This window comes from Sphingobacterium sp. UBA1897, assembly GCF_002337775.1.
Classification (GTDB): Bacteria; Bacteroidota; Bacteroidia; order Sphingobacteriales; family Sphingobacteriaceae; genus Sphingobacterium; species Sphingobacterium siyangense.
In genome coordinates this window covers 34,265-61,008 of the sequence record NZ_DDGR01000014.1, presented here as the reverse complement: position 1 = coordinate 61,008, position 26,744 = coordinate 34,265, and the positions used below count along the sequence as shown (strand labels likewise).

General features: G+C 43.6%; 22 protein-coding genes. 9 read left to right on the top strand and 13 right to left on the bottom strand.

Annotated elements, in window-relative coordinates:
• Window positions 1–5: 5 nt before the first annotated feature.
• The 3 genes from B4N43_RS07960 to B4N43_RS07950 form a co-directional block, all read right to left on the bottom strand.
• Window positions 6–3,260, bottom strand: a complete 3,255-nt coding sequence (locus tag B4N43_RS07960; protein WP_286733995.1) for a SusC/RagA family TonB-linked outer membrane protein — start codon at window positions 3,258–3,260, stop codon at window positions 6–8.
• 147 nt (window positions 3,261–3,407) lie between these two features.
• The gene (locus tag B4N43_RS07955; RefSeq protein ID WP_286733994.1) at window positions 3,408–4,649 is read right to left on the bottom strand and encodes a FecR family protein; all 1,242 of its coding nucleotides are present in this window, start codon (window positions 4,647–4,649) and stop codon (window positions 3,408–3,410) included.
• A 93-nt stretch (window positions 4,650–4,742) separates the two neighbouring features.
• A complete protein-coding gene (locus tag B4N43_RS07950) occupies window positions 4,743–5,393 on the bottom strand; it encodes an RNA polymerase sigma factor (RefSeq protein ID WP_286733991.1) in 651 nt (216 codons plus the stop codon).
• A gap of 180 nt (window positions 5,394–5,573) precedes the next feature.
• Here B4N43_RS07950 and B4N43_RS07945 point away from each other — a divergent pair, with 180 nt between their 5' ends.
• From B4N43_RS07945 to B4N43_RS07920, 6 genes are all read left to right on the top strand, one after another.
• On the top strand, window positions 5,574–6,164 hold the full coding sequence (locus B4N43_RS07945) for an RNA polymerase sigma factor (protein WP_286733989.1): 591 nt from the start codon (window positions 5,574–5,576) through the stop codon (window positions 6,162–6,164).
• A 73-nt stretch (window positions 6,165–6,237) separates the two neighbouring features.
• A complete protein-coding gene (locus B4N43_RS07940) occupies window positions 6,238–7,335 on the top strand; it encodes a FecR family protein (protein ID WP_286733988.1) in 1,098 nt (365 codons plus the stop codon).
• A gap of 53 nt (window positions 7,336–7,388) precedes the next feature.
• On the top strand, window positions 7,389–10,592 hold the full coding sequence (locus tag B4N43_RS07935; protein WP_209575079.1) for a SusC/RagA family TonB-linked outer membrane protein: 3,204 nt from the start codon (window positions 7,389–7,391) through the stop codon (window positions 10,590–10,592).
• Between the two features lie 174 nt (window positions 10,593–10,766).
• Entirely contained in the window at window positions 10,767–11,990 is a 1,224-nt protein-coding gene (locus B4N43_RS07930; protein WP_286733983.1) for a RagB/SusD family nutrient uptake outer membrane protein, read from the top strand.
• 12 nt (window positions 11,991–12,002) lie between these two features.
• Window positions 12,003–13,136, top strand: coding sequence for a TlpA disulfide reductase family protein (locus tag B4N43_RS07925; protein ID WP_286733981.1), 1,134 nt, complete (start codon window positions 12,003–12,005; stop codon window positions 13,134–13,136).
• Window positions 13,137–13,158: 22 nt separating this feature from the next.
• Entirely contained in the window at window positions 13,159–16,005 is a 2,847-nt protein-coding gene (locus B4N43_RS07920; protein WP_209575082.1) for a M16 family metallopeptidase, read from the top strand.
• A gap of 182 nt (window positions 16,006–16,187) precedes the next feature.
• Here B4N43_RS07920 and B4N43_RS07915 read toward each other — a convergent pair whose 3' ends face one another.
• From B4N43_RS07915 to B4N43_RS07875, 9 genes are all read right to left on the bottom strand, one after another.
• Window positions 16,188–16,628 (bottom strand): hypothetical protein, encoded by a 441-nt coding sequence (locus B4N43_RS07915; protein WP_209575083.1) that lies wholly within the window; start codon window positions 16,626–16,628, stop codon window positions 16,188–16,190.
• Between the two features lie 11 nt (window positions 16,629–16,639).
• Window positions 16,640–17,254: a CHAP domain-containing protein gene (locus B4N43_RS07910; RefSeq protein ID WP_209575084.1), complete on the bottom strand. Its 615-nt coding sequence runs from the start codon at window positions 17,252–17,254 to the stop codon at window positions 16,640–16,642.
• Window positions 17,173–17,559 (bottom strand): hypothetical protein, encoded by a 387-nt coding sequence (locus B4N43_RS07905; RefSeq protein ID WP_209575085.1) that lies wholly within the window; start codon window positions 17,557–17,559, stop codon window positions 17,173–17,175. Before B4N43_RS07905 ends, B4N43_RS07910 begins: the two co-directional genes overlap by 82 nt.
• Window positions 17,560–17,574: 15 nt before the next feature.
• Complete coding sequence (locus B4N43_RS07900; protein ID WP_209575087.1) at window positions 17,575–18,123, bottom strand: DUF6266 family protein; 549 nt, start codon at window positions 18,121–18,123, stop codon at window positions 17,575–17,577.
• A gap of 57 nt (window positions 18,124–18,180) precedes the next feature.
• Entirely contained in the window at window positions 18,181–18,825 is a 645-nt protein-coding gene (locus B4N43_RS07895; RefSeq protein ID WP_209575089.1) for a DUF6266 family protein, read from the bottom strand.
• Between the two features lie 450 nt (window positions 18,826–19,275).
• Entirely contained in the window at window positions 19,276–19,581 is a 306-nt protein-coding gene (locus tag B4N43_RS07890; protein WP_209575091.1) for a MerR family transcriptional regulator, read from the bottom strand.
• Window positions 19,582–19,598: 17 nt separating this feature from the next.
• On the bottom strand, window positions 19,599–20,441 hold the full coding sequence (locus B4N43_RS07885) for a LytR/AlgR family response regulator transcription factor (RefSeq protein WP_209575093.1): 843 nt from the start codon (window positions 20,439–20,441) through the stop codon (window positions 19,599–19,601).
• Window position 20,442: 1 nt separating this feature from the next.
• Window positions 20,443–21,474 (bottom strand): hypothetical protein, encoded by a 1,032-nt coding sequence (locus tag B4N43_RS07880; RefSeq protein WP_286733974.1) that lies wholly within the window; start codon window positions 21,472–21,474, stop codon window positions 20,443–20,445.
• A gap of 114 nt (window positions 21,475–21,588) precedes the next feature.
• Window positions 21,589–22,572 (bottom strand): hypothetical protein, encoded by a 984-nt coding sequence (locus tag B4N43_RS07875; protein ID WP_209575097.1) that lies wholly within the window; start codon window positions 22,570–22,572, stop codon window positions 21,589–21,591.
• Between the two features lie 530 nt (window positions 22,573–23,102).
• On the opposite strand from B4N43_RS07875, the gene B4N43_RS07870 reads away from it, so the two are divergent.
• From B4N43_RS07870 to B4N43_RS07860, 3 genes are all read left to right on the top strand, one after another.
• Entirely contained in the window at window positions 23,103–24,116 is a 1,014-nt protein-coding gene (locus tag B4N43_RS07870; RefSeq protein WP_286733972.1) for a helix-turn-helix domain-containing protein, read from the top strand.
• A gap of 108 nt (window positions 24,117–24,224) precedes the next feature.
• Window positions 24,225–24,797 (top strand): MauE/DoxX family redox-associated membrane protein, encoded by a 573-nt coding sequence (locus tag B4N43_RS07865; protein ID WP_286733971.1) that lies wholly within the window; start codon window positions 24,225–24,227, stop codon window positions 24,795–24,797.
• A gap of 160 nt (window positions 24,798–24,957) precedes the next feature.
• Window positions 24,958–25,272: a hypothetical protein gene (locus B4N43_RS07860; RefSeq protein ID WP_286733969.1), complete on the top strand. Its 315-nt coding sequence runs from the start codon at window positions 24,958–24,960 to the stop codon at window positions 25,270–25,272.
• Window positions 25,273–25,322: 50 nt separating this feature from the next.
• On the opposite strand, the gene B4N43_RS07855 is transcribed toward B4N43_RS07860, so the two are convergent.
• Window positions 25,323–26,735 carry a RagB/SusD family nutrient uptake outer membrane protein gene (locus tag B4N43_RS07855; RefSeq protein ID WP_286733966.1) on the bottom strand — a complete coding sequence of 471 codons (1,413 nt, stop codon included), beginning with the start codon at window positions 26,733–26,735 and terminating at the stop codon, window positions 25,323–25,325.
• Window positions 26,736–26,744: the final 9 nt, after the last annotated feature.

Here is a 26,744-nt window from a genome sequence, read left to right as displayed (position 1 = left end):
GTTGTTTAAAAGCCCGCGCGAAGCGATAAAGAATATGTGCGAGCAAAAGGATTACTTGTCCCACGTTCAATTTGTATACTACTGATCCGAAATAAGTCGTTGGTGATTGCAGATACCTGAAGACTTCTGAAACCTAATCTTTTTATCCATTGGTTTTTATAAAAATTATAGCCTAATGATGCAGAACTCAGAATCAGGTTATTGTCGTCCTGTACAAAGCGGGAAGTCAGTTGTGTCACTGTAGGTGTTGCAGTTATACGTTTGTATAATGAGACATCCCCCTCTCCTTTCCAACCCAAATCGTAGGCCCTCCTGTCGACATTTAATTTAGCATCGACGTTTTCCACGCGATCAATCAGCGTACTATTATAGAGTTGCCCTCCAAATTGATAATTGAATAAGAGATTCATCTCGAAACCTTTGTACATCAGATTGGTACCAAAATTTCCATTCCATTTCGGTTGACTGATGCCAAATGGCACTTTATCCGCCACGTTCCAACTGTAGGTGCGTTGACCGTCTTTCGTTAGAAACACTTCCGAGCCTGTGGCGGGATCAATACCTAAGGACCGTACAACAAAAATCGTATTTGTGGATTGACCTTCTTTTAAAACTATATTTGGATATATTTGCGCTGTATTATCGGCGTTAAACCGGTCATTGGATGCCTTTAGACGATTGGATATTTCTTTCAAAATATTTTTGTTGGTAAATCCGTTGACATTCACTGCCCATAAAAAACCTTTTGATTTGTCTTCGATCAGTTTTAGGCGAGCAGAGAATTCAAACCCTCTATTCTGGATTTTACCCATATTTTCGTTGTAAGAAGAAAAACCTGTCGAAGGGGCCAGTGTTACCGTTGTGATTGCATCCCTTGTATTCTCAACATAGTAGTCAAATCGCAAACTCAATATATTTCGAAATAACTCAGCATCGATGCCAAGGTTACTTTTCAAGACGTTTTGCCAGGTAAGATCCGTGTTTCCCAGTCCCATCAAAGCCCCTCCGAGTTCACCATAATAGGAAGTTCCAACACCAAAACTATAACGCGACTGCGCACTGTATGCTGGTACGTTCATCGACCCTGTTGCGCCATAACTCGCTCGTAACTTTAATCTATTGATATAGGGGTTGTCTTTTAAGAATTGTTCATTGTGTATATTCCAACCAATACCTGTCGACCAAAATGTACCAAAACGCCTATCTGCACCATACTGAGATGAACCGTCTCGACGTATCGAGACATCTGTCAGAAAGCGGTTGTCGTAGGTATAGCTGCCGCTATACACAAATCCCATACGATTGACCGTGCTTTCATCACCGGAGGGACGACTATTAGCCTGATATTGGGCCGCAAACAATAAATTATCCAACTTCTGGTAAGGAAATCCTTCTGCCGTAACACTGTAATAATCCGTCTGTGCACTGGCAATATTAAACGCTAAGGTTGAAAACCATTGATTTCTTCCTTTTACCAACGAGTAGTTTGCAGTAGTCAAACTCTCATAAGAGAAATTATTGTCATTTCGCGCGGTATATTGTCCCCTACGATTAATATCATCGACGGTTAAAAACATCGAATGTTCAGCGGGATAAAATTGGTCCGAAGAGCTTTTTTGACGGTTAATGCTGATATTTGACTCTACGTAAAAATTGGGTGCAGGTGCATATCTTGCCGTAAAGTTATTACTGAATCCAAAATATTCAGTTTGGTTTTTCGTATTGAGCGTAGCGTCATAGAGCGGATTAGGTTGCTGGAAAGCAGTAAGGTTGATCTCATAATCCTCTAGCAGCTTTTTGGGGTTACCATTTTGATCGTATGGATTCCAATACGGGTTTTGTTTTACATAGTTCTGGAAGCCGCCATAAGGAGACTCATTTGATTTGTTTTGAAAAATCCGAAGGGAATTGCGAAACTGCAGTTTATTTACCCTGTAATTCAGATCAAACTGACCAGCGTAATTTGTACGGTTCTGTCCTTTCATAACGCCGTTCTGAAAATCCGAATTTACCTGAACGCCATACCGCAGTGTCTCATCCCCGCCTTGAACATACAAAGAGGTTCTGTTATTATAGCCTACTTTTGTTGGAATTTTGAGCCAATCAGTATTTACACCGCTTAACATCGCCTTGTACCGTTCACTATAAAGCACATCCAATTTATGTTGATATTGCGCACTGGATGATTCGTAAATACCTGCTCTTCTCTCAAAATCCAGTTTTTCCTGTGCGTTCAATAGGTTGTACACCGAAAGTATCGGCGTCGTCACACCAAAATCGTTGTTTACAGTAAGCTGCAGTTTACCTGGCTTCGGCAATATTGTCGATACAACCATAATACCATTAGCCCCGCGAGAACCATAGATTGCTGTTGCAGAAGCATCTTTAAGCAAGGTAATATTGGCGATCAGATTCATATCCAAGTCCATTATTCGTTGTAAAGACACTTCAAAACCATCTAAAATAAACAATGGCGCATTCGGATTATTGGAAAGTTCCCCTGTCAGGTTAGGAAATGAATTTTGTCCACGTATCTGAATGTCTGGCAAGCGATTAATATTTCCTCCGGCAATATTATTGGGCACAATGCGAAAAGAGGGATCGTAAGCAGAAATAGCTGCAAACACATTTTGAGCACTTACTTTTTTTAATTCTTGTGCGGAAATATTGACCGAAGATCCTGTAAAATTTTTAACGTCGCGGTTGACAATGCCGGTGACCACCACTTCGTCCAAGCCCTCACTCTTTTCTGTTAATTCTACCGCGTAGCGGACAGATGGAGTGACCGGAACAATTTGACTATTAAAACCTAGGTTAGATATGTAAAGTTCTTTTGCATATTCAGGAATATTGAGTGTAAAATTACCTTTAGCATCGGTTTTTGTGGCAATTCTTTTTTCGTTAATTGAAACGGAAGCACCAACGACCGGTTGCTTGCTGATATGGTCAATAACCGTCCCCTGTATTAATTTATACTCCGCCTTCTCTTCATCCAGTAAGATGATGGTTTTATTTTTGAAAATATAAAATACCCCTGCATTGGCGTTGAAATAATGATTCAACACCTGAATAAGATCTGTATTTTTGAATTTTGGACTTACCTTTTTGTTAAAGTCAAGCTTTGATGACGTGAAGACAAAATCATAGCCAGACTGTCTGCGGATCTCAGACAATAATTCATTTAAAGTAATTTCATTTCGATCTATAGTGATCGTGGTACGGTGTTTCGTTTGTGCATGCACATGTTGTGTGGATAACATGGCAAGGCAATAAAATAACACCCATCTTCGGTTAGTTCTATTAGATAGTATCTTCATTAGCTGTTTTCAATTGTATTATATTTTGGGTCATATAATACATTTTAGGTTAAAAATTCATAGATAATTACTAAGTATAAATGTGATTGATTACTCTCCTTGTATAATGACCTCCTTCCCATTTAGTTGATAGTTTATGTCGTTAGTTTTCTTCAGTAATTCTAAGAGCTCCATCAATTTTTTATTTCTGGAAATCTGTCCCCAAAGTCTATTTTTTGAGATTGTACCGGTATAAACGACGTCCACATCATACCACCGCGAGATCTTCTTCATGACCGATTCGATGGGTTCGTTCTCGAAATAAAACAGATTATTTTTCCATGCAAGCGTAGACTCTAGATTGAACGATGTTTTAGAAAAACCTAAATTGTTAACTATCAATTGCTCATTAGGCTTTAAAAACATTTCCGACTCTGTGTTCACTTCCTTCACCTTTACACTTCCTTCGACGAGCGCTGTCCTCACTTCATTCTCGTCCGGATAGGCACAAACATTGAATTTAGTACCGTAGACTCTTACTTCTTGTTGATGTATTCCCTTTCCTACTGTTAATACAAATTGTTTAACCGGATCTTTTGCGACCTCAAAATAGCCTTCTCCTTCGAAAGAGACTTTTCGTTCATTGCCTGAAAATGAATTTGGAAAACTTAATTTGGATGCCGAGTTCATGTGGACGACAGTTCCGTCGGGAAGTCGGACGCTAAAGGTACCACCACGGGGTGTTTTTATGGCGTGCATCAGATTTGCGCTTTTTTGGTTAAGATTTTCTACATCCGCAAAATCCAGATGTAAAGTGCCCTCAGCCGAAGTATGTATCAAAATACGCCCTGCAGCTAGCTGTTTTTTGGAACTTAGATTAGCTAAATTAATGATCGATCCATCGGCCATCTCTAACACGGCGGTTTTAACCGCTGGATTCCGATCATACATTTTACGCTTTTCTTCATTTTTGGAATGCAGCTGATGGTCTGTGTTAAGCTTATTGGATTTTGACGTAATTGGGCGCTTATTTATTTCAACGTGAAAAAGAAATGGTGTCAAAACCATCAAAAACAAGGCTGCGATACTTATCCACCTACGATAGTCTATTTTCTTCACCTTGGAGCCATCGAGATTATAGATTGCTTCAAGAATTTGCTGTTGATTTTCAATCGGCATGTCAACAACATTTTTCGGTGTTTCGAAAGATTCGACAAGCGAACGCCCCAGCACATCATGTGCGTCCTTATCAGCAAAATAGGATTGCAGCTCGGCTCGCTCGTCCGACGTTTCTTGCTCATTTATACATTGGGCAAAAATATATTTGATTCGTTTTGCTTTTTCAGCGTCCATAAGATCTTATATTGGCAATAACATAAACATAATTTATGCTTGTTTATATATGACAGTCAGGAAAAAGCTTTGGGGGGGGACTTTTAAAAAAAACTACAAATATTTAAAAAATAGATGCAGTACGATGATCAGCGGCAGCTCTTTCATGTTTGCCAAACAATATGCACGTATATTTCTCATAGCCTGATCCAAATTCCATTTTACTGTTTCTGGCGATACATTCAAGAGCGAAGCGGCCTCATTACGCTTCATATGTTTTTCCTTTATCAACAAATAGGTTTCTTTTTGCTTTTTTGACAAGCGAGAAATAGCCTCATTCAGTAATGCTTGAAATTCCTTGTCCTGGACAAGATAGTCGGCTTCAGGATATACACGTAAGAGGGCAGATTTAGCTTCTTCATGCGCATATTTTTTATAGCTATCCTGTTTCTTTAGCAAATTTAGCGTAATATTTTTTGCCAGAATAAATAACCAGGCTTCAAAGTTATCGATAGCAGTCAACTGGTCTCTATTCAGCCATACTTTAACAAATGTATCCTGTACGATATCTTCAGCTATCCATTCATTACCAGCCACTCTTAGTGCCGTCGTATAGATATTTGGGCGGTAAATATCAAAAAGCTCCTGAAATGCATCATGATCTCCGTCGGCAACGCGTTGAAGTAAAGATATTAAAACCGATTTGATCATGCGAAATTCAATTAATTCGATCAAATATATAAAGGATTTTAATTTTTCGCTCATAGAGTGCTATATAATATTTGTATGCTTCTTAAAAGGATTTCATATGTTGGAGCCATTGGAATGAAAACGCTGGAACAAAAAAGTTTGCATAAAACAGTTGGGCATTAAAAATCGAGCGGAACCTTTTATTGCAAATAATCACAAATTTATCTAAGTTTGCCGTCACCTACTACGACTAACGTGAATCTTAAAAATGAGATCGAATCTAAATATATCCTACAGCGCCTACAGCAGGGTGACAGGCAGGTGTTCGACCTTGTTTTTAAATCCTATTGGGATCCCTTACTCATCTACCTGTCCAAACTGGTGAAAGACCAGACCGATGCAGAAGATCTCTTGCAGAATATTTTCGTCAACCTCTGGAACAAAACTCAATCTTCCGAAATACAGGATATCCACGGCTGGTTATATGGGGCTGCCCGCAAGAGCGCTCTTTTCTATCACCGGACACAAGGCAACCAAAAAAAGCTGATTGCGTCTATTTTGGAATATATCGACGTAACCGGATTTTCATTGAGCGACCAGCAGCAAGGTAAAGAGCTGCAGCAGATTATTGATCGTGAAATTGAACGGCTCCCAGCAAAAATGAAAGAGGTATTTCTATTGAGCCGAGAGGAACAACTTAGTTATAAGGAAATTGCAGAACGTCTGGACATCTCTGACCAAACGGTCAAAAAACAGATCAGCAACGCACTGAACATTCTGAGAAATAACCTCAAGAAACAGGGTCTTTATTCGCTTCTTCTCCTCCTTCTCATCGACTTAAAATAAATTTCATTATTTTTTACTGTTTATCTACCACCAAATACGTTTTGGTGCAACTATACTATAAACAATGGCGCTCATGGAACAGAAAAACATTGCGGAAATCTTATTGAAGTACGAACTCGGTATCAGTTCAGCGGAGGAAAACCAGCTGATAGAATCGTGGTACGAAGCGCAGCAAGCTGTGGAATGGGAACTGGATAGCGCCACAAAGGAAGATCGTAAAAATGCCATACTCCTTCAAATCCAACAGCAGCTTGATGCAAGGCCAGCCTCGCGTAGGTCATTGTACAAAAGGGCCGCTTGGATTAGTGCTGCAGCTGCTGTCCTACTGATTGCTTTTGCTTTACTCTTTATCCCGCGTGGACAGTCCCATCGCGATACCCTAGCGGCGATAGATCAATTCAAACCCGGACAAGAAAAGGCCATCCTGAAATTGGAAGACGGATCAAGCATCGCACTCAACGGGGGCAAATCGGGTGTTAAGATCGTCAACGGTACGGCTGTCTATTTAGATGGATCGCCTGTTAGCGACACGGAATTGCAATCACGCGAACTGATCGTTGAAGTTCCCAAAGGTGGTCAATATCAGGTCAACCTGCCCGATGGGAGTAAAGTATGGCTGAATGCTGCTTCGACACTCACCTATCCAATGCAATTTTCTGCCGCCAAGCGGGAAGTCACTTTAACAGGAGAAGCCTATTTTGAAGTAAGCAAAAATCCACATAAACCCTTTATCGTAAAATCCAGAAATCAAGAAGTCAAGGTATTGGGCACCATATTCAACATCAACAGTTATGACAACCGCGAGTTTGTGGAAACTACGCTGCTTGAAGGTTCGGTCGATGTAAATCAACGCCTGCTTGTACCCGGACAGCGATCGCTCATCTCCAAGACATCGATCCAGATTCTACCGGCCAATATCGAAGCAGCGACGGCCTGGAAGAAAGGATATTTCCTATTTGACAACGAACGGCTCGATGCCATTTTGGCTACACTTTCGAGATGGTACAATGTAGATTTTGAATACGAAGACTCTGCTACAAAACAGCTTGTCTTTTGGGGATCTATCGACAAAAATCAATCATTGACCAAAACGCTTACCTTTTTGGAAAGCACCGGTCAATTAAACTTTAACTATCGTGACGGCAAAATAGTTGTCCACAAAAATAAATAACGAAGCCTTTTTAATACAGAAATCTAAACACATTAACCTAAATCACAGACCCGATGAATCGTCTAAAAAACTTGCTATTGGTCACGTCGCTTCTTGCTGGTAGCACAGTCGTTGGTCAACAGCTCAATTATCAGGGCAAACCAACACTCAAAGAACTTTTTTCAACCATCCGACAACAGACAGGCTATAACATCATTGCTTCCGGCAATCAGATAGACCTTAATACCGTCGTTAAAGTTCAGGCAAAGGATAAAGCCTTGCGTGATGTTCTTGAAGAAGCCTTTAAGGATTTACCGTTCACTTTTAAGATCGTTGGAAAAGAGATCACCATTCTTCCGCGGGAGAAAAGCGGCCAACAGCATCAAAAACAACCTGCCAAACAGCTTTTTGTGGACGGCACTGTACGGGACAAATCCGGTCCCGTAGAATTGGTAACCGTTTACAACAAAAGCAACGACAAAGTCACTTTCACCAATGATAAAGGCGCTTTTAAAATCGAGCGGACCAGCCATACGGATACCTTAGTATTCAGTTCCGTTGGTTACGAAGAAAGGCAGCTTGCTGTGTCAACGAGCCAAAACACCGTTACCATGCAACTGTTGCAGACGCAGAACCTGCTCGATGAAGTCAGCGTACTGTCGTATGGGCAAGAGGTATCCAAACGGCTCAATACGGGCTCTACTTCTAGTGTCACTGCAGCCACCATTGAGAAAACACCGACAGCAGATCCACTCATTGCGCTCCAAAATCGGGTTCCCGGTATGATGATCAATACCCTCAACGGGTTACCGGGCATACAGACCCAAGTGCAGATACGGGGTATTAATACCGTTAATCAGGATGGTGAAGCGCGACAACCCTTGTACATTGTTGATGGTATTCCTTTTAATAGCAATTCACTCGCCTATATCGGTGCGAATGGCCTCACCTCCTCCTATTTGGGTGAAAGCCCTTTTAAAAGTATCGACCCAAGCACGATTGCCAGCATTGAAGTACTTAAAGATGCAGATGCTACCGCCATCTATGGCGCCCGGGGTGCCAATGGTGTGATCCTGATCACGACCAAACGCGGTAAGGCAGGTCGCCCCACCATCAGTGCTGATTATTACCATAGTTTTGGTTCTATCGCTAACTATGTAAAAATGCTCAATACCGCCCAATATCTGGAGATGCGGCGTGAAGCTGCAAAAAACGATGGTGTCGAACTTACGCCCAATGACTACCCTGACCTGCTGAAATGGAGCCAAACTGAAGATCACAACTGGCAAAAAGAATATTTTGGCAATGTCGCCCATACATCCAATGCTGAATTATCGCTATCGGGTGGATCATCAGGTTTCAACTACCTCCTTGGCGGTGGATTTAGGCGTGAAAATACCGTATATCAAAAGAAAAATGGTCTTTCCGTCGGTAACTTCCGAAGTAACCTCGACTACAACAGTAACGACGGCAAATTTAAAGCTTCCCTTTCGGCGAGCTATGCAACGGATAAAAACGAAGTCATTCCACTATCGTTTACCAACTTTCAGATCCTGCCTCCAAATTTCTCCCTTTACGATGCTGATGGAGAATTGAATTGGACTATAGATAACCCCATTGCTGCGCTGGAGCGTACGCTTGAAAATAAAACTAAAAATTTAATCAGCAATATTGCACTGAGTTATGAGTTGTTACCTAATCTCGTGGCCAAAATCAATACCGGTTATACGCGCATGAAAATGGACCAGCTCGCCATCAATCCACGGAGATCATTCCGGCCGTCCGAAAACATCTTGGGCAACAACAGTTTTACTAAGGCCAGCGCCGCTACCTTCAATTTTGAGCCTCAACTGAATTATGATCTGATCGTGGGGCGCAGTTCATTTCGTGCCCTTATCGGGGGTACTTATATCCATCGCGGTAATTCAGCAATTACCACAAGTGGAAACGGCTATACAGACGACAGTCAGATTAGAGACATCCATGCCGCACCAATTATCAACATCGAGCCCAAGGACACTCAGTATCGTTTTCTTTCGGGATTTGCTCGTATGGGATGGACATTTGACCAAAAATATGTCATCAATGCAACCGTCAGACGTGACGGCTCTTCCCGTTTTGGTCCAGGGAAAAAATATGGTAACTTTTGGTCTGTCGGTGCAGCCTGGATCCTCAGCGAAGAGAGCTGGCTAAAGGATAATCAGTTTGGCTTGAGTTTTGCCAAATTGCGCGGCAGCTATGGTCTGACGGGTAATGATAATATTGGCGACTACTCCTATTTCGTCAATTATGAACGGATATTCGACAATTACCAAGGGCAGGGCTACCTTCCCAAGAACCCATTCAATGCAAATTATCAGTGGGAAGTCAACAAAAAACTTGACCTTGCTGCTGAAATGGGCTTCTTGAAAGACCGCATCATCTTTGAAGCAAACTATTACCGCAATCGGTCGGGCAATCAATTAGTTGGCTATGGATTACCTACACAGGTGGGTTTTAGTTCGGTCAATCAAAACCTGGATGCCAATGTACAGAATAGCGGCTGGGAATTTAGCCTCCAGACCACGCCGATCAATACATTGGCTTTCACCTGGAAAACAAACTTTACGATGAGTATCAACCGCAACAAGCTCTTGTCTTATCCCAATCTTGCAAGTTCTTCCAATAGCCTTACTTATCAGATCGGTAAACCATTAAATCTGATCTGGGGGTATGAATATCTTGGAATCAACGCTGCAGATGGGCAACCGCAATTCCGCGATATGAATGGCGACGGTTTTATCAGTTTTCCAGATGACTATGTCCCTTTGGCAAACAATATTCCGACATTCTTTGGTGGTCTGGGCAACTCGTTCAATTATAAAAACTTTGATCTAGACGTGTTTTTCAGTTTCAAAAAGAACACACATATTTATAATTATCCCTTTACGAGTGCCGGAAGCGTCATCAATGCCCCCGCAATTGTCTTGGACAGATGGCAACATCCGGGTGAAGAAGCTAAATTTCCGGCCTATACCACCAACTCCAGCACCATGTCCAATTACAATTCATCCGGTGCCAATTTTGTGGACGGGTCGTACATCCGTTTAAGCAATATTACTTTGAGCTATTCGGTACCCGGCAAGATTCTCGAGAAGCTAAAACTTAAAAACCTGCGCGCTTATGCTACTGGGGCCAATCTACTGACGATCACCAGCTACAAGGGTACAGATCCAGAGACCGGCGTGGATATGCCGATGCTTCGCGCATTTACGCTAGGGATACGGACTTCATTTTAAACCATTTAGACTACGGATATGAAAACCAACTATATCAAATTATTCAGCCTCCTTTTACCTGTTGCTGTCGTTGCAAGCAGTTGCAACAAGCTGCTGGAGGTGACACCAAAATATATCTACACGACGGACCAAATTTATGCGAATGACACCATGGCCGACAGTGTGGTGGTCGGGATGTATGGCCGATTTGCTGCTTATCAAAATGATCTTTCACTGAACACGGGATTATCTTCTGACGAGTTGATACCCGGTGTCAATAGCTTCAACCCAGGCTATAGTTTTATGTACAGCTACAACCTCAATCCCTTTTCGGCGCAGACGAATGACTTTTGGGGAAATCTATATTCCATCATTGGGGTTAGTAATGCAATCATTGAAGGCGTTGGGCAATCCAAGGGCATGACGCAAGCGGGCAAGGATGAAGCCATCGGTCAGGCCAAATTTATGCGTGCCCTCAATTACTATTTTTTGGTCAACCTCTATGGCGATGTGCCTTTGGTGCTGACGACCAATTACCCGGAAGAACGTCTCAAACCGCGCGCAGCGGTAGCGGCAGTGTATACGCAGATCATTCAGGATCTGGAAGATGCCAGCCAGCTTTTAGGCTCGGATTATCCGGGCGAGCGCGTGAAGGCCAATAAGTGGGCTGCATTGGCACTGTTGTCGCGCGTATACCTATTTACCAAAGACTGGACAAAAGCTGAGCAGGCCGCCAGTCGGGTGATCGGGCAGTCGCAATTGTTTCAACTGGGACATTTTGATCGCGCCGACGGGGGAGAGCCAATGGATATCTTCACCAAAAACAATCCCGAACAGATTTTACAGCTATGGAACATCATGGGTGCGTCGATTGGGGTGGGGATAAAGGGAGAGTTTGCCAGCTTTGGCATAACTGAAGATGCAACAGGTCTATTGCCAGCCTTTGAGGAGAACGATAAACGAAAAGAAAACTTCGTCCGTTTTGAAGAAACAGTAAACGGCTATCAGATCAACAAATACCGTTCGGACGGCGAAGCAGGATCTGCAAACAATGAGTATACGTCGGTGTTGCGCCTAGGCGAACAATACCTCAACCGTGCCGAGGCACGTCTGGAGCTTGGTCTCTCAACCGCTGTTGATGATATCAATATCTTACGCAGGCGCGCGGGAATTTCGGATTTATCCAGTGGATTATCCAAATCAGAGGCGAGAGCAGCTATCGTGCAGGAGCGCCGTATCGAACTCTGTTTCGAATGGGGCGACCGTTGGTTTACTCTCAAACGCTTGGGACTAGCCGATAATGTGATGAAAAAAGCAAAACCGACCACCTGGAAGGCGTTTGCCCAGCTCTACCCTTTGCCCACCGTTGAACTTCAAAATAACAGGCAATTAATGCAAAACCCGGGATATAACAACTAAACACGATATACAATGAAAGTTACGCTATTAGCTTTTGCCTTTCTTTATTCCATATGCTTCGTCAAGGCGCAGGAAAAAGCAACCTACCAGCTTCAGGGAACGCTTGCGGGCGTACCAAAAAATAAACAGGGAAAACTGTTTCTGCAACGCTTTGGCTCCGATCTCCCACTTGATTCTGCCCGGCTGGAACAAGGCCATTTTCGCTTTACAGGTACTTCCGAAGGACCTGAAATTGCGAATCTATTTTACATGAATGCTACAGGGGAACGATCAGAAACACTTGATTTCTATCTCCACCCTGGCAAGATAACGATTCGGGCCAAACTCGGTCAGCTCAACCAGGCAGATATTGCCGGTTCCACATTGAATACCGAGGCCAGAAGCTTTGACAAAACGCATCAGACGATATTGGACAGCATCAGTACACTAATGGGCACCTATTTCGAGGCAGAGAACGCTTTTTCCCAAGATAGTTTTCGCATGGATTCGCCGGCACGGGCTACCATCAACACGATTGACGCGAGCCTCAACAAATGGTCTGCGGCACTACAGACAGCTCAGGTCAACTATGTGCAGCAGCATAGCGATCGTGTATTGAGCCTTTTTAAACTACAGTCACTGCTAAAAGATTCCAGCAATCAGCAACTGGTATCGGAGCTGTTTGGCAAGTTAACGCCTGCCCTTCAAGATTCGCCGTTGGGCCAGGAGGTCCAAGAGCAGCTTGCCAATCTTAAAAATCTAAAGATTGGTGATATCGCACCAGCGTTTGCATTGACCGATACTACCGGTCATCAGGTGAAGCTGTCCGACTTTCGGGGCAAATATGTACTCGTTGATTTCTGGGCCAGTTGGTGTGTACCCTGCCGCGTAGAAAACGAGCATGTGCAAAAAGCCTATAATGCTTTTAAGGCAAATGGATTTGAAGTATTGGGTGTCTCCACAGATTTCGCGCTCAGCAGCTGGAAAAAAGCCGTGTCGGACGATGGCATGACCTGGACCAATTTAGTTGATCCGGATGGTCAGGTGAGCGCAGCGTACCATATCAAAAGTATCCCCTCCAATTACCTCTTGGATCCCACTGGGAAAATCATCGGCATCAACCTACGCGGCGACGCCCTTTATGAAACACTAAAAAACATATTCTAATTCGCAATTTTATCACAATTATATGCATTTAAAAAGACTGCTCTACCTTTCGCTGTTAGGTTTTAGTCCGGTGCTTGCCCATAGCAGTGGCACCCCCGGAGCGACGGAAATCGTATGGACAAAACACGAAGCCGATACCACCGATTTACCTTTTGACAAAAGCGTCCGTTATGGTAAACTGGCCAATGGACTCACCTACTATATCCGTAAGAATACCGAACCCCAAGAACGTGTTTATATGTATCTGGTCAACAAGGTAGGATCTATCCTGGAGAACGAAAAGCAACGTGGGCTGGCTCATTTTCTGGAGCATATGGCCTTCAACGGCACGACGCATTATCCCGACAACAGCCTGGTTGACTACCTGCAAAAAAATGGAATCAGCTTTGGAGCCGATATCAATGCGTATACCAGCTTCAACGAAACCGTGTACCAACTGCAGCTGCCCTCCAATGATGGCAAACTTGTTGGCAATGGCTTTCAGATTCTTCAGGACTGGGCACAGGGCATCAGTTTAACACATCGAGAAATCGACAAAGAGCGCGGCGTGATTTTGGAAGAAAAACGTGCCGGCAAGAGCTTGGGCGAGCGCATCCAGGACAAGACTTTACCTGTCGCGCTCAATCACTCCCTGTATGCACAGCGAATTCCAATTGGTACCGAGGAAGTCATTCAGCATTTCCCTTATGAGGAAATTGAACATTTTTATAAAAGCTGGTACCGCCCCAACCTGCAAGCCGTTATTGTCGTCGGTGATATTGATGTTGACCAGACCGAGCAAACGCTGAAAAAACAGTTTTCGTCGCTCAAAAATCCTTTGCAGCCAACAGCGCGAAAAACATACAACATTCCACTGCAGGGCAAGAACCAATTTATGGTGGTGACAGATCCGGAAATTACAGCAACCTCCATTGCGATTAGCATCAAACACCCCGAACGTAAATTACGAAACCTCGCCGACTATAAGCACAACCTGATCAAGACCTTGTTTAACACCATGATGGCAGGGCGATATAGTCCGTTATTTCGGCTATCCAATCCGCCATTCTTGAGCGGCGGGGCATCACTAAATGGCTTTATGGGCGGACTGGATGTATTCCAGATTCAGCTCACCGCCAAACCCGGCCGTCTGAAAGAAGGATTTGATGCAGTATGGCGCGAGCTGCTGCGAGCCAAAGAATATGGATTTACAGCCACGGAGCTGCAGCGCGCTAAAGATACCTATATGAGCGGAATGGAAAATATGCTGCAAGAAAAAGACAAAATTGCATCCGAACAGTACGTGCAGGAATATATCCAGCATTTTCTGAACGATGTAGCATCTCCGGGCATCGATCATGAAATGAAATTGACGCGCGAAATGCTTCCGGCGGTCAGCCTTTCGGATATCCAGCAGCTCTTGCAACAGTATCTAACCGATAGCAACCGCGACATCATTATTTCAGCTCCTGAAGCCGATCAGGCAAATCTGCCGAAAGAGGCCGATATCAACAGTTGGATCGCTACGTTGTCCAAAGAGAAGCAGACTGCATTCTCGGAGGAAGCCAACGACCTGCCACTGCTCAAACAGGAAGTACAGCCCGGTACAATTGTTAAAGAAGAAAAAGACAGCAGGTTAGGAACCACGACTTTGACGTTGAGCAACGACGTCCGGGTAGTCTTAAAACCGACCAACTACCAAAACAATCAGATCACCTTTCAGGGATATTCCTACGGTGGAACATCGCTTTACGATGACCAAGATTTTCAGAGCGCGACGAATGCCATTGGCCTTATTGCTGCCAGCGGACTGGGCAACTATACTGCCGACCAATTTGAAAAATCATTAGCCGGACGAACGGCCTCGGCTTCCCCCTTTATTAGTGAGACTGCCCAGGGCGTGAGCGGCTACGCCAATAACAAAGATCTGGAACTTGCCCTGCAGATGATGTATGGATATTTTACAGAACCGCGTCTGGACACGACCATTGTTGCCGGTATCCTGGCCAATGCCAAAGACGGACTGAAAGACCGCGATAAAAATGGCGACGCTGTATTCCAAGACTCGGTGATGGCCATCCTTTCGGGCAATAACATCCGACGGACAGGCCTAACACTGGCTAAAATCAATCAGATCAATCCTCAGCGTGCTTTGGACATCTACAAAGAACGTTTTGCCAATGCTTCGGGATACAATTTTACTTTTGTGGGCAGCTTTGATATTGAAAAAATAAAGCCCTTGCTTGCCAAGTATATTGGTGGACTACCGAGCATCTCGTCGAAAGCACCCGCTTACCGTAATTTAAACATACACATACCTGCCGGGAAGATCGAGAAAAAGCTGGCGCTGAGCAAAGAAGACAAAGCAATGGTCTATCTTGTTCTTTCGGGCCCGTATGACTATAGTGAGGCTAATAACATGGCTTTGCAGGCCTTTCGGGAAGTACTGGACATCCGCTTGTTGGAAAGATTGCGTGAGGAAGAGGGCGGTGTGTATTCGCCATCGATACAAATGGACTATAGTAAGCTGCCTGATGCACGATATACGCTTACTGTAGCTTTCAGCTGTTCGGTGGCCAATGCGGACAAACTCGCGAAGTATTCGCTTGAGGAAATTGAGAAATTAAAAACAGCAGGGCCTTCTGTTGCCAATCTCGACAAATTCAAAGCGAATGACAAGCTAAACTACGAATCCGCGCTGAAAACAAATGATTTCTGGTCGAACTACCTGTACAGCAATCTGTATAATGGCGATGATATGTACCGTATTTTTGAACGTGCATCGTTACGCGATCAGCTGACCCCAGCGCTAGTTAAAGCTGTTTCCAAACGCTATATCAGTGACCAAAACGTCATCAAGATCGTTCAGCTTCCGGAATTAAAAAAATAAATGGACGCCGGCAATTGATATCCGCCTGTTGTCAAAAGCCGTAAATAGTAGAAAGCCGTAAAGAAATATATTCTTTGCGGCTTTCTTGTTTACTGACCAAACCTCCTGATTGACCGAAAAAGGAAATTGTCTATCACTGGAATTTATGTTTGCCCATCTATGATTGCGAGCAACATCATGTTTTAAAAAAAGCTTCGAAATTTCCAAGCCAGTGCAAATGCCACTAACAGCAATCCGATGAGCCAAAGATTGGGGACTACCCATGCACTCCATTTTTCTGTGCTTTGCTGCTGCAGCGTTTTTACACGGCTAGCGCTGCTGTTTGTAGAAGCCTCCTGTTTATTACTGACCTTTACCTGAGATTCCAGCATGGCAAACTGCCCCTTTTGACCGATCAAACCACTATCGGGGTGAAAGCGAAAACTGCTATCCGTCAAAAAAAGCCAATGCCGCGATTGGCTGTCTCTCTGTCCGCTGTACCAAATATCGAGTTGCTGCTTGTATTTTGACTGCGTTTGTTCTTCCCGCAGAGCTTCTTTCCGCTCGCTTTGATAAAGTTTACAGGAACAGAATAAAAAGAAGACTATAGAAAAAAATAACCGTTTGTACATATACGTCTCCATATCCCCTCCCCTCAGTCCAGCCAATTTGAAAAAGCATAAATGCTAGCCAAAGGACGCCGCTTGCACAACACACGATTGTCCACATTCCCTTCCACAGTCACGATCCAATTGTCCTCCTTTTTTCGCACAATCCCTACATGGTTGATACGCTGAAGCCTGGCGCTATAGATCGCGAAAAGATCTGCCTGCCGCACGCTTCCCTGCCTGATCTGCTGGGCCCTATATCGCCGGGCGATCGGAAACAGTGCAGGACTCCAGGCATTGCGCGGGACAGAAAGCCCCACTCTGCCATAACACCAGGAGACAAAAGCCGCACACCAGGCATGGCCCTTGCCAAATCCGGTATACACTAGGTATTCCTCTACCCGCCTGCCATCGTTATTACCTGTGGCTTCCTGCACGCCGATCTCCTGTACAGCGATATCGATAATGCGTTCACGTACGCCCGCTCTAGCGCAGCATTTCACTGATGGGGAATCCCCATATCCTGCATTAGGAGCAGAATATCCGAGCTCAGCATAACTGTCTAACTGCTCCTTATTGGCTATAGCAGCATTGCCAGCACCACCAAGAAAGAGAACAGCGACAGAAAGAAAACCGAAAAATAGATAATGCATTGTTGCCATGAGGTCAATTGATTAAAGTGAACACTAAATTCCTGCCGGAAAAACTTAAAGGGCTGCCATAGCATTTCCTGAAGCCAAAAGCAGCAATATATAGCGGCCAAGCCAGCGAGTATAGCAAAGAGCAGGATGGAGAGGATACCAAGATCCAATACCCCAGCTGTCGGATCAATTGCCTGCAGCAAAAGCCCTGCTGAAATAAAAAATATAAGAAGACAGGCCAGTACAATGCTTAGCACCTGCCTACCTGTTAAAGGCCAATAGATATCCTCGATATCGGAGACCAATTGTTTTTGTATTGATTCCATATTACTTTTTAAAAATTAATTAATCTGATAAGTACCCAAGTACTGGCTCCGTGCATACTTTAAACCATCTCTATCGCTGCAGAGGATATACAACAAGAGTTCTTTCCCAAGCAAAGATTTAGGTATATCTAGGAAAGCTTGCTTCTCACTTCGTAAGGCTAGATCCTGACTTCGTATCGCCACACCTTCTTTCACCTGATAAGCGATCAGTTTGACATGATCATCCCAGGCACAAAAGGACGAAGAACTATCGTAGCTGACCAGTATCCGCCCAGTTTCCTCAACTATAGCTGAGACCAACACCCCAGGTAATGTACCGTCGCTGAGCCATACTTTTTCGGGATCCACATAAGGCCCATCTTCCTCTTCAGCAATGGCCATGTTAAGCACATGTGAAAGGGCGAGGTTAAAGGGATATACGAGTCTTTTTTTTCGTTTGGCTAGAAATTTATATCCATCAGCCAGAATCGATTTCAGCGGTGACAAAAATCTCATTGCCAGCGCAAAACGTTTCTGCTGGTGAAGTTGGGCAGAAGACCGTTTCTTATTTGATTTTTTCTTCATAATAGAGAAAAATAGAGGGGAATATCATCCATAGCGGACGATATTCCCAATGAATAACTAAATGAGCTGTATCATCCCCAAATAACTACTTTTGGATACGCGCTTTTTCTTGCGGTCGGCCATAAAAATCCAAAAATGCGCCGAGCCACCGAGCAGATGTGCAGGCACTACAAAAGTCGTCGTACCTAACTGGCGGGTTGGCACGATAGAGGGTGCCAAAAACTCGCCCTGCTCGGGATCATACCCGATGATGTACACACCGTCATCATCTGCTGAGCCGTAGATGTCATTGTTGTTTGAATCCCAGGTGACCGTCATCTCTTCATCGGCAAAAGACGCACCTTGGGGCGGCCCCAGAAAAAAAGCTCCGTCGGCAATTCGGATTTTGCTATAGTCCAGTGTAAAGCCAGGATAAGTACCCTGGATAGCCAGAGGCAGATTATACTGAAAAGCAGCGTTGAGCGGGGTCAGCCGATCGGCTTTTTTCTGTCCGAATCCAACCTGGAGGTACGAATTAATGGGCATTAAAAAACGCATCAGCAATTTAAACTTTGCCTGCGTGATCAGCTGCTCCTGACTAGCTGGTTTATTACTTTTTTTATAAAGCCCTTTGAGGTAGTTGATACTCTTCCAGCTCGAGCCTATCACGGAGCCGGTCTTACCGCTTATACCTCCGTTTATTCCATTTACTATTGTTCCCATTTTTCTATTTTTTAAAAATTAAACCCTTGTCAGTGGCTAAGACATACCGGTATTTAAGCCTGACACCACAAACGTAAAAACTTAAAAAACAAAAACATACTGCAACAAAAAGACTGGCAGAGCATTGGCAGGGGCAGTTCGGTAATTAGGCAGGGAGCTGGCAGGACAGCCCCCATATACCATCCTTTTTTATACACTTTCACCTGACCAACACCCAAGCAAGTCCCGGTGCTGCTCGGGCTTTCCAGCAGTTTTCATGCGGTCCGCTTCGGGTCACACCCGAACAGATCCCGATGGCCACCCGAAGAAAACCCAAGCAACGGTCGAACACAGGCAGGCGAAAGGTTGAAGATGGGTAGGTGTTGGTCAGGTATTGCTCCGAAAGACAAAATAAAAAAAGGTCCTCCGAAAACGAAAGACCCCCAATCTATAATCTCTATGCTTCTACATTTACAGATTCCAGTACGCACGCTTAAAACGTTCTACATTCGTCTGTAAAAAAAGGCGTTTGCCATTTTCCTTTCGTACCATTCCGAGCATCCCCTTATGCTGGTATCGGTATAAGGTCCTCTCGCTGATACCCACAAATTCCTGTACTTGGGAGGCATCCCACCAGACCGTATCGCCGTCATCGGCGATTTCATTCTTGATTTGCATTTTTTGCAATTTGCTATAGAGCATATGTAAGGCAAACAATATTGCGCCATCATTTGCTTTATGGGTACTTTTTCGTGTTCTATTCAAAATTATCTTCATAAAATCAGTTTTAACTCTTACATCGTATTCTTTTTGTTTTTTTGATCTCTTGCGATACCATGTATTTGAAACTTACCACTAATGGAATTCTGTTCAATCCACTCATCAAAATATTGATATTTCCCCTTTTCACCACGGTTTATCTCTATCTCAGGAAGGAATACATGGTGAGCAGTTACACCTACAACATACTTGAGGGAAACCGCTACACTGCGATGTACCTGTGCAAAACTCGCCTTGGGTAACAGGGCGAGCATATTACCGAACGATTCGTTGACTTCAACGAAAGTTTTATCATTCATCCATATTCTGGTCTGATTATTTTTTGCTTCAATATAACAGATCTCATCATAGTTCAGCCTCTTTTTTACAGCCCCCCGTTCCCCATAGAAAAAGCACTTATTATCATCATTCAAGTTATTTAAGCCATAATGCTGAATTCTCTTTTTTGCTCTGTCCATAGCTTTATAAAAGCGTTCCTGTTCGAAGGGCTTGAGAAAATAATCGGTTACCTCATAGTGAAACATTTTGTCGCCTACTTCTCTATTCGTGCTGCAAACAATCACCTGAAGATTAGCAATACCCGTGTTGCCACGCTTGAGACTTTCCAGCTGTCCCAAAATATCTAGTCCCCCAACGATAGGCATCTCAATATCAAGAAATAGAATATCCAATTTTAAGCGACGCAAGGCCACCAAGGCTTCCTTGGGATTGGTCGTCGCATACACACATTCAACACCATCTGTCAAGTCTACGTATCTTTTAAGATCATCTACAACATCCGGATCGTCATCCACAATCCCCACACAGATTTTTTGGAGCCGTCCCTCCTGTTTTAATATTTTTTTTATTGTATCCATGTTAAAAATTTATATCCAAGTTCAAGTAAAATATGCCGTCAGCCATTTGTTTTATCAAGGAAAATTTTTCACCGTATTCCAGACGGAGCAATTTTGTCAATTGTTCTAAACCAGTGCCTCCTTCTTCGAAGATCCAGGCAGACTGTGAGGAGACCTTATTCGTACAGCTTATTGATACCCTTTCAGTATCACTAAATACATAAATAATACTTTCAAAAGAGCTGTCACTAAAATCGCCGTGTTTGACCATGTTTTTATACAGGCTCAAGAGCATCAGGGGAATAGTCGGGTGACTCCAGTCCTGAATATCCGACTGCAGATGAATGTGATGCTCACCATACAGCCGCATCAGCTGCCGCAGATAAAAGAGCTCATCTTCCAATTTTCCCGATATACTTTGTCCAAAGTTCATCTTTCGCATGGCATAAGCTTCCAGACCAAAGAAAAGATTAATCCGGGCTAATGCACTAGTTTTTTTTTGTGCCAAACGAGTGAAGCTCTGCGTTAGATTGCCCATAAAATGAACGGCCCAGTTACGAAAAAACTTGGCTTTCAGACTTTCTAGGGATTGCTTCCTTTTCAATCCCAAATGTCTGAAAAGCCCCACACTGAAATTGTAAATGATCTCTATAGCCAGAATTAAAATGCCCTTAAGAACAAAAGTCATATAGAAAGTAAATACATCAATTCCAAAGTCTACCGCCCTGAACAATTTGGGGTTCTTGAGTACTTTCCGGCTCAGCTCTGTCGGAAATTCATATAGTAGCAGAAAAATTGCCAAAGCTGTCAGCAGAAAATACCCAATTACACTCCCCATCCGCTGCATGGTAAAACGCTTAAATAACACCCGTCTCAACCAAGCCCGATTGGTATAGCTAATGCCCAACATTAAAGGGGCCATTACTATGATAACAAATACATGCCACCAGCCGAATTTATAGATATTGACTAGGCTAATCAAAGCAAAATAGCATCCCCAGAAAATAAGGTGAAAACTCGTCGATAATGGTTTAAGAATCCTGTCCTTGCTCATAATTGGTTTAGGTAATAAGAAAAAAAAAATCTTTATTTTAACAAATAAATTATTTTAAGAGACAATTTATCAAATAAAGAAGATTTACACAACCTTAGCCCAAAAAAAATACGTTTAAACGTTCAACCATATTTTTCTGAACTTTTGACAGGCTATTTCAAATTCCTTGATTCCAATAACCACCGAACGGCGAGTCGCCAGATCAAAGAGCATTCTTTCCTCCCCCACAACAATCGGAAGCCAACAGCTTTGTAAAGGCATCTGCTCTTGTTTTATCAGCAGCTCATGATCAAAGATTGCTGGCAAGCATTCCCATTGAATCAGTTCTTTCGAAGCAAGGTCCCCTACAAGATCAAGGATATGCTGCAGTGCCGGTTGGTAGTCGGATTTACTGTTCACATATCGTCCGTCCTCTCCACAGCGAAGCGTTATCTGCCCATCTACAATTGTCATGATGGCAGTTCTAATCGGTATTCTTGTCCAATAGCTCAGGATAGCAATCCCTTCCCGTAAAAGCAGCTCCGATCCATGCAGTCTGACTGGTACCCATCCCTTTGAGGCGGGACCAGCACTAAGCTGCCCATCGATAAAAAAGATCAGGGCGTAGTTCTTCCGCAGTGCTTCCCTGAGCTTTAAGAGCGGATTGCCCTGATCAGCACGAATGAAGATTAATTCGTCCTCGGTAGCTTCCCGGCCAAAGGAGAGCCGGAACTGCTTCCTGTAAATCTGTCCCTGTGCTTCAAAAACATCCGAACGCAATAATATGGCCAGTTTATGCCCGAGCAGCATCAACACCCTTGCGATCAGGCCATATGGACCAATATGCAAGCATGCCCAGATGCGAGGTCCCAGATCATTGCTAGGCCAAGCTTTGATCAGCTGCGCTAATAAATTGTCATCTACCTGATAATGCTGCTGATTGGACCATTCCTGATGTATTCGCAGGAAATGGATTAGGCCCCCTGCATGCGTAATCAATTGCCAGTGGTATAAGAGTGCTACAGCTTTGAGCGATCTATGCCAGCTGTGGCTACTCAGAGCTAATGTATCTGTCATTAAATCGGGGTCATTCCCCATACTTTGAGGTATATTGTTCATACGAGTTCGACTAATTGGTTATCAAAAAAGGGTGTCCGGATCACCCATCAGGTTACTACTAATACTTAGAAGTAGTAGATATCACATTTTTCCTCTTCGGTGTCGCTCAAGAGCTGAGCTGTTTCCGCATGGGAAAACGTGCAAAGCGCCTGGTTAGCCAAAAGCTGCAATTCTATAAAGAGCTGTTCCATATTGATTTCATCTTTTTTGTATTCGTCCAGCACCAAACTTGCCCCGTTTGGTCGCTTTGCTTTCGGGCCAGGAAAGCGGGGTGATCACAGTGGCGAATTTGGCAGAAATCCAAGACATCAACTTCATTTTTGGGTACATAGGTTTTGGATTAGGGTGAAATGCCATTTTTTTACTCCGTTAAAATTCACCCTACTCCTAAACCTGTTCGCCATCTCCCCAGACCTATGCACACTTTTTTTTGGTAACCTGATCATCTTTTAGTAGAATTCATTTTTTGACGGATTAAAAACAGAAAATCAAGCAGTTAAACCAGCCTTCATTATCTAAAGTTGCTTTTTATGGAAAGAAGTTATGACTTTGTCCTTCCACAGGAATATGAGCCTGTTACCTCTCCGCCACAGCGTCCGGTTTATCCTATTCGCAATGCCCAGGTACAGCATTGGCAATCGGTACATAACTGCATCTGCGAGCAGACTTTTGATGGCCGCTATGGCTATCTCTATTATTATGAATTTTGGATGGAACATGAAGAAAACATCCCCATATATACCTCCATGGGCGACCTACATCTTACTTACCCTTTGCTGAGTGAGTCCCCCTTAAGACAAAGCCATTACACACAGAATTTTGTTACGGAATTTGTCGAAGGGCGGGGCGCTTATCTTTATCTTGCCAAAGGCGAATACCGACTTACTGTCCCCAAGGGTCATCATATACTGGTGGGCTTTATTTTGGATGCGGGGCTCTTTCGGCCGCCCGCCAATCGGCATTTTAGTTTTTTGGAGCATCTGGTACAGGCAAAGAAAAATCAGTCAGCTCTGTCGGGCAGGAGCGTTACCTTTCATGTTGGTGATGTCACCATACGGCAACTACAATTGCTTTTCAGCAAGATCAACCCAAATATCCTGGACAATGAACATATGATCTTAAAGCAGCTGATCTTTCTGATCCAGCTAAGCCGGTTTAAGATAAGCGAGGATGGCAAGGAAAAATTGATCGACCAGGCACGTAATTTATTGCAAATGATGGTGCTGCACCAAGGGGCTCAGGTTCGGTTATCGGATATAGCCCAAGTATTGTCGAAATCTAGAGATTATATCAACGAAGAACATAAAAAAAAGTATAAGTGCACATTTCATGATTATCGGAATCAGCTGCTATTGCATCATATTGCTTCCACTATCGTGGGCAATGAGAAATTGGCTACTACGGCCGAAGAGTGTGGATTTAGCAGTGTTATTGAACTCAACAAATTTATCAAAAACCAGACAGGACTTACTCCGGGATCTTTTAAGCAACAGCAGGAAAATGCAAGCAATGCCCCCTTATCTGCACAAGAACCGCCTTCCTAACCAATCCTGTTTTCTGCCAATCGATCGCTTGTTTTCTGCTTAACGCTCGCCCTTTTATCGCTGTAATTTAGCATTGTAAAACTTAGTAAACGGTTAACAAAAAAGACTATGGAACAAAACGGAAAATATATACAGTATGATGGGGCCGCAGCAGCGAATACAGTTCAAAACGTGAGGTCACGTAACTGGTTAGGGCGCAAATTCACTGGGGTGGTTTCGTACATCAGGAAGCATCCCCAGGAGTTTGTCTTGCAGGTATTGACTTTTGCTTTGCTCTGCCTCTGGATCTATGTCGGATCGAAAAAGGTATTCACCTACACCGAATTTCGCGCATCCATGATCAGACAGCCTTTTGCCGATCAATATGGCATTGTACTGTCGTATATCCTGCCAGCCGTGGAATTAGCCACAGGCATCCTCTTTATTTTTGAAGGGACAAAAAGATTGGGATTTTGGGCAACGCTTATACTGATGCTTATTTTTTCAAGCTATGTGATTCTTGCCCTACGCGATACCTGGGGCAGTATACCCTGTGATTGTATTCTTGAATTTCCGATCAGCTGGAAAGCACATCTTTGGGTCAATGGCCTGATCTCGATTGCATGTACTATAGGCCTACTGCTTGATAGAAAGATAAGGATTTCGCATCAGAGGAAATTGATGACGAGGTTAGGTTCATAAAGAAATTAGCAATAGCTGTTACAGCGGAAGCTGAACCCTAGGCTGGTTCGGCAGAAGGGCGCGTCTGCCAAAAGACTAAGGGCTTCTCGTCCTAGATCGGTCGTAATAGTCTATCGAAAAGGGAAAACACAATTATAAATTATAGAAATACGCTAAACGTATGAAAAAAATGAAATTTAATGCAAAAGCCGCAGTAGCTGTGGCCGTTGCAATGGCATCCTTTATTGGATTTAATAGTTTTAAAAATGCTGAGAAAAAAGCAGATGGTCTGTACTGGTATCATCGAGATGCTGCAGGAAGTTACACCTTTATCGGACAAAGCCCGTCGCAGCCATCTAGTCCGGATTGTCAAGCTCCAGTTACAGATACCGAAATCTGTATGAAAGGCCTCAGTACAAACCCCAGTGCTTCTACTGTGAATGATGGTACATCAGCCGTTCAAACAATTGAGCGCGAACCGTTGGACAATCAATAAACAAGTTGCACAAAACAAAAGGCTCCGATTCTAATTGGAGCCTTTTGCATTTATCTTGGATTTTGAGCCATATCTGGATTATAACCCATGATCAAACTTGGTATTAGAAAAGCATAGCGCTTATCATTTGGCTCCAGCGTGTAGGTTTCATTACCCAATACCCGATGGAATGCCAATGTCTCCCCTTCCGTATTATACCGTCGTAGATCCGTCCACCTCAAACCTCTAAAAATCAACTCTCGTCTGCGTTCCTCGCGCACAAATTTTATTAAGGCAACCTGATCCGATGCAACCGACGCGGGAACTTTGTACAGATCCGAACTCGCCGAGAATCGATTTCTTCTTAGTTTCTCAATTGTCTCAACAGCATCTTGCGTCTTTCCCAGCTTTGCCAGACACTCTGCTTTAATCAGATAAACCTCATCTGTCGCCAGCCCAACAAAAAAAGCCGTGCTGGCATAAAAACTTCCTTTGTACCGAAAACCACTGGGCGTTGCCGTTCTAAAAAATACCCCTTTCCGCAGATCTTCCTTCACGTAGCTTTGATATAAGTTGGAATCTATTTTAGCGATAAAAATACTCAGCGGACTTGTGATGCCTGAGCGGGTTACAAATGTACTTTTAAACAGCACTTCCGTATCCATGATCCCCGATCCTTGAAAAGGGTAATTAGCCGATGCTGATAGTTTATTATAGTCTAGCAATCCATCAACGATAGCCAAGCTGGCATTTGCCGCATTCAAAGCTTTGTCATAATCACGCATGGAAAGATATACCCTAGCTAGTAATGCATGGCACGCTGCCTTGGAAGGCCGCTCTTTGTAAGCAGAGGTTGCAGGTAGTGACTCAACAGCATCCATTAGATCTTTGGTTATCTGCATATACGTTTCCGTAATTGTGCTTCGGCTTATTTTTTCCGAAACATCGGCATTCAACCGAAGTGGAATACCATATTGCTCCCTATCACTCATACCAAAAGGGTAAGAAAATACCTGCGCCAATTGGTAAAATGCGTGTGCCCGATAGAAGAGAGCCGCTGCACGGATTCCCTTCCATCTTGTCATATCGTAACTTCCTGCCTTCATTTGCGATAGACCATCCAGCACAATATTGGCCATAAAAACACAGTTGTAACCTCGATCCCAGTCGTTGAGATTATCGCCTGAATTGGCATCTTTTGACCAGGTATAAAAATCGCGATAGAGACTTGTCAGACGATTTTGATACAGATCAGCCGTCAGGTAATAATCATCCGAACCTATCTCCCCGAGTTCGGGCACCAATCCCAAACCATTAGGAACACCATTCATATCAAAATCATTGTCCAGTATAGCCTGAAAATCTTCGAGCGAGGTTGGGACGACCAAACTCTGATCGGGTTTGGCATCCAAAAAATCCGTCTTCGAACATCCGTAAAATAGGATTGTAGAAAGTAAAAAAAGTATGCTAAAATTTCTCATCATCGCTGCATC

Bases quoted from the DNA above. Each gene is read 5' to 3' on its own strand.
- B4N43_RS07960 (WP_286733995.1), bottom strand. From the start codon at position 3,260: ATGTTATCCACACAACATGTGCATGCACAAACGAAACACCGTACCACG.
- B4N43_RS07955 (WP_286733994.1), bottom strand. From the start codon at position 4,649: ATGGACGCTGAAAAAGCAAAACGAATCAAATATATTTTTGCCCAATGT.
- B4N43_RS07950 (WP_286733991.1), bottom strand. From the start codon at position 5,393: ATGAGCGAAAAATTAAAATCCTTTATATATTTGATCGAATTAATTGAA.
- B4N43_RS07940 (WP_286733988.1), top strand. From the start codon at position 6,238: ATGGAACAGAAAAACATTGCGGAAATCTTATTGAAGTACGAACTCGGT.
- B4N43_RS07935 (WP_209575079.1), top strand. From the start codon at position 7,389: ATGAATCGTCTAAAAAACTTGCTATTGGTCACGTCGCTTCTTGCTGGT.
- B4N43_RS07930 (WP_286733983.1), top strand. From the start codon at position 10,767: ATGTATGGCCGATTTGCTGCTTATCAAAATGATCTTTCACTGAACACG.
- B4N43_RS07925 (WP_286733981.1), top strand. From the start codon at position 12,003: ATGAAAGTTACGCTATTAGCTTTTGCCTTTCTTTATTCCATATGCTTC.
- B4N43_RS07920 (WP_209575082.1), top strand. From the start codon at position 13,159: ATGCATTTAAAAAGACTGCTCTACCTTTCGCTGTTAGGTTTTAGTCCG.
- B4N43_RS07915 (WP_209575083.1), bottom strand. From the start codon at position 16,628: ATGGAGACGTATATGTACAAACGGTTATTTTTTTCTATAGTCTTCTTT.
- B4N43_RS07910 (WP_209575084.1), bottom strand. From the start codon at position 17,254: ATGGCAACAATGCATTATCTATTTTTCGGTTTTCTTTCTGTCGCTGTT.
- B4N43_RS07905 (WP_209575085.1), bottom strand. From the start codon at position 17,559: ATGGAATCAATACAAAAACAATTGGTCTCCGATATCGAGGATATCTAT.
- B4N43_RS07900 (WP_209575087.1), bottom strand. From the start codon at position 18,123: ATGAAGAAAAAATCAAATAAGAAACGGTCTTCTGCCCAACTTCACCAG.
- B4N43_RS07895 (WP_209575089.1), bottom strand. From the start codon at position 18,825: ATGGGAACAATAGTAAATGGAATAAACGGAGGTATAAGCGGTAAGACC.
- B4N43_RS07890 (WP_209575091.1), bottom strand. From the start codon at position 19,581: ATGAAGATAATTTTGAATAGAACACGAAAAAGTACCCATAAAGCAAAT.
- B4N43_RS07885 (WP_209575093.1), bottom strand. From the start codon at position 20,441: ATGGATACAATAAAAAAAATATTAAAACAGGAGGGACGGCTCCAAAAA.
- B4N43_RS07880 (WP_286733974.1), bottom strand. From the start codon at position 21,474: ATGAGCAAGGACAGGATTCTTAAACCATTATCGACGAGTTTTCACCTT.
- B4N43_RS07875 (WP_209575097.1), bottom strand. From the start codon at position 22,572: ATGAACAATATACCTCAAAGTATGGGGAATGACCCCGATTTAATGACA.
- B4N43_RS07870 (WP_286733972.1), top strand. From the start codon at position 23,103: ATGGAAAGAAGTTATGACTTTGTCCTTCCACAGGAATATGAGCCTGTT.
- B4N43_RS07865 (WP_286733971.1), top strand. From the start codon at position 24,225: ATGGAACAAAACGGAAAATATATACAGTATGATGGGGCCGCAGCAGCG.
- B4N43_RS07860 (WP_286733969.1), top strand. From the start codon at position 24,958: ATGAAAAAAATGAAATTTAATGCAAAAGCCGCAGTAGCTGTGGCCGTT.
- B4N43_RS07855 (WP_286733966.1), bottom strand. From the start codon at position 26,735: ATGATGAGAAATTTTAGCATACTTTTTTTACTTTCTACAATCCTATTT.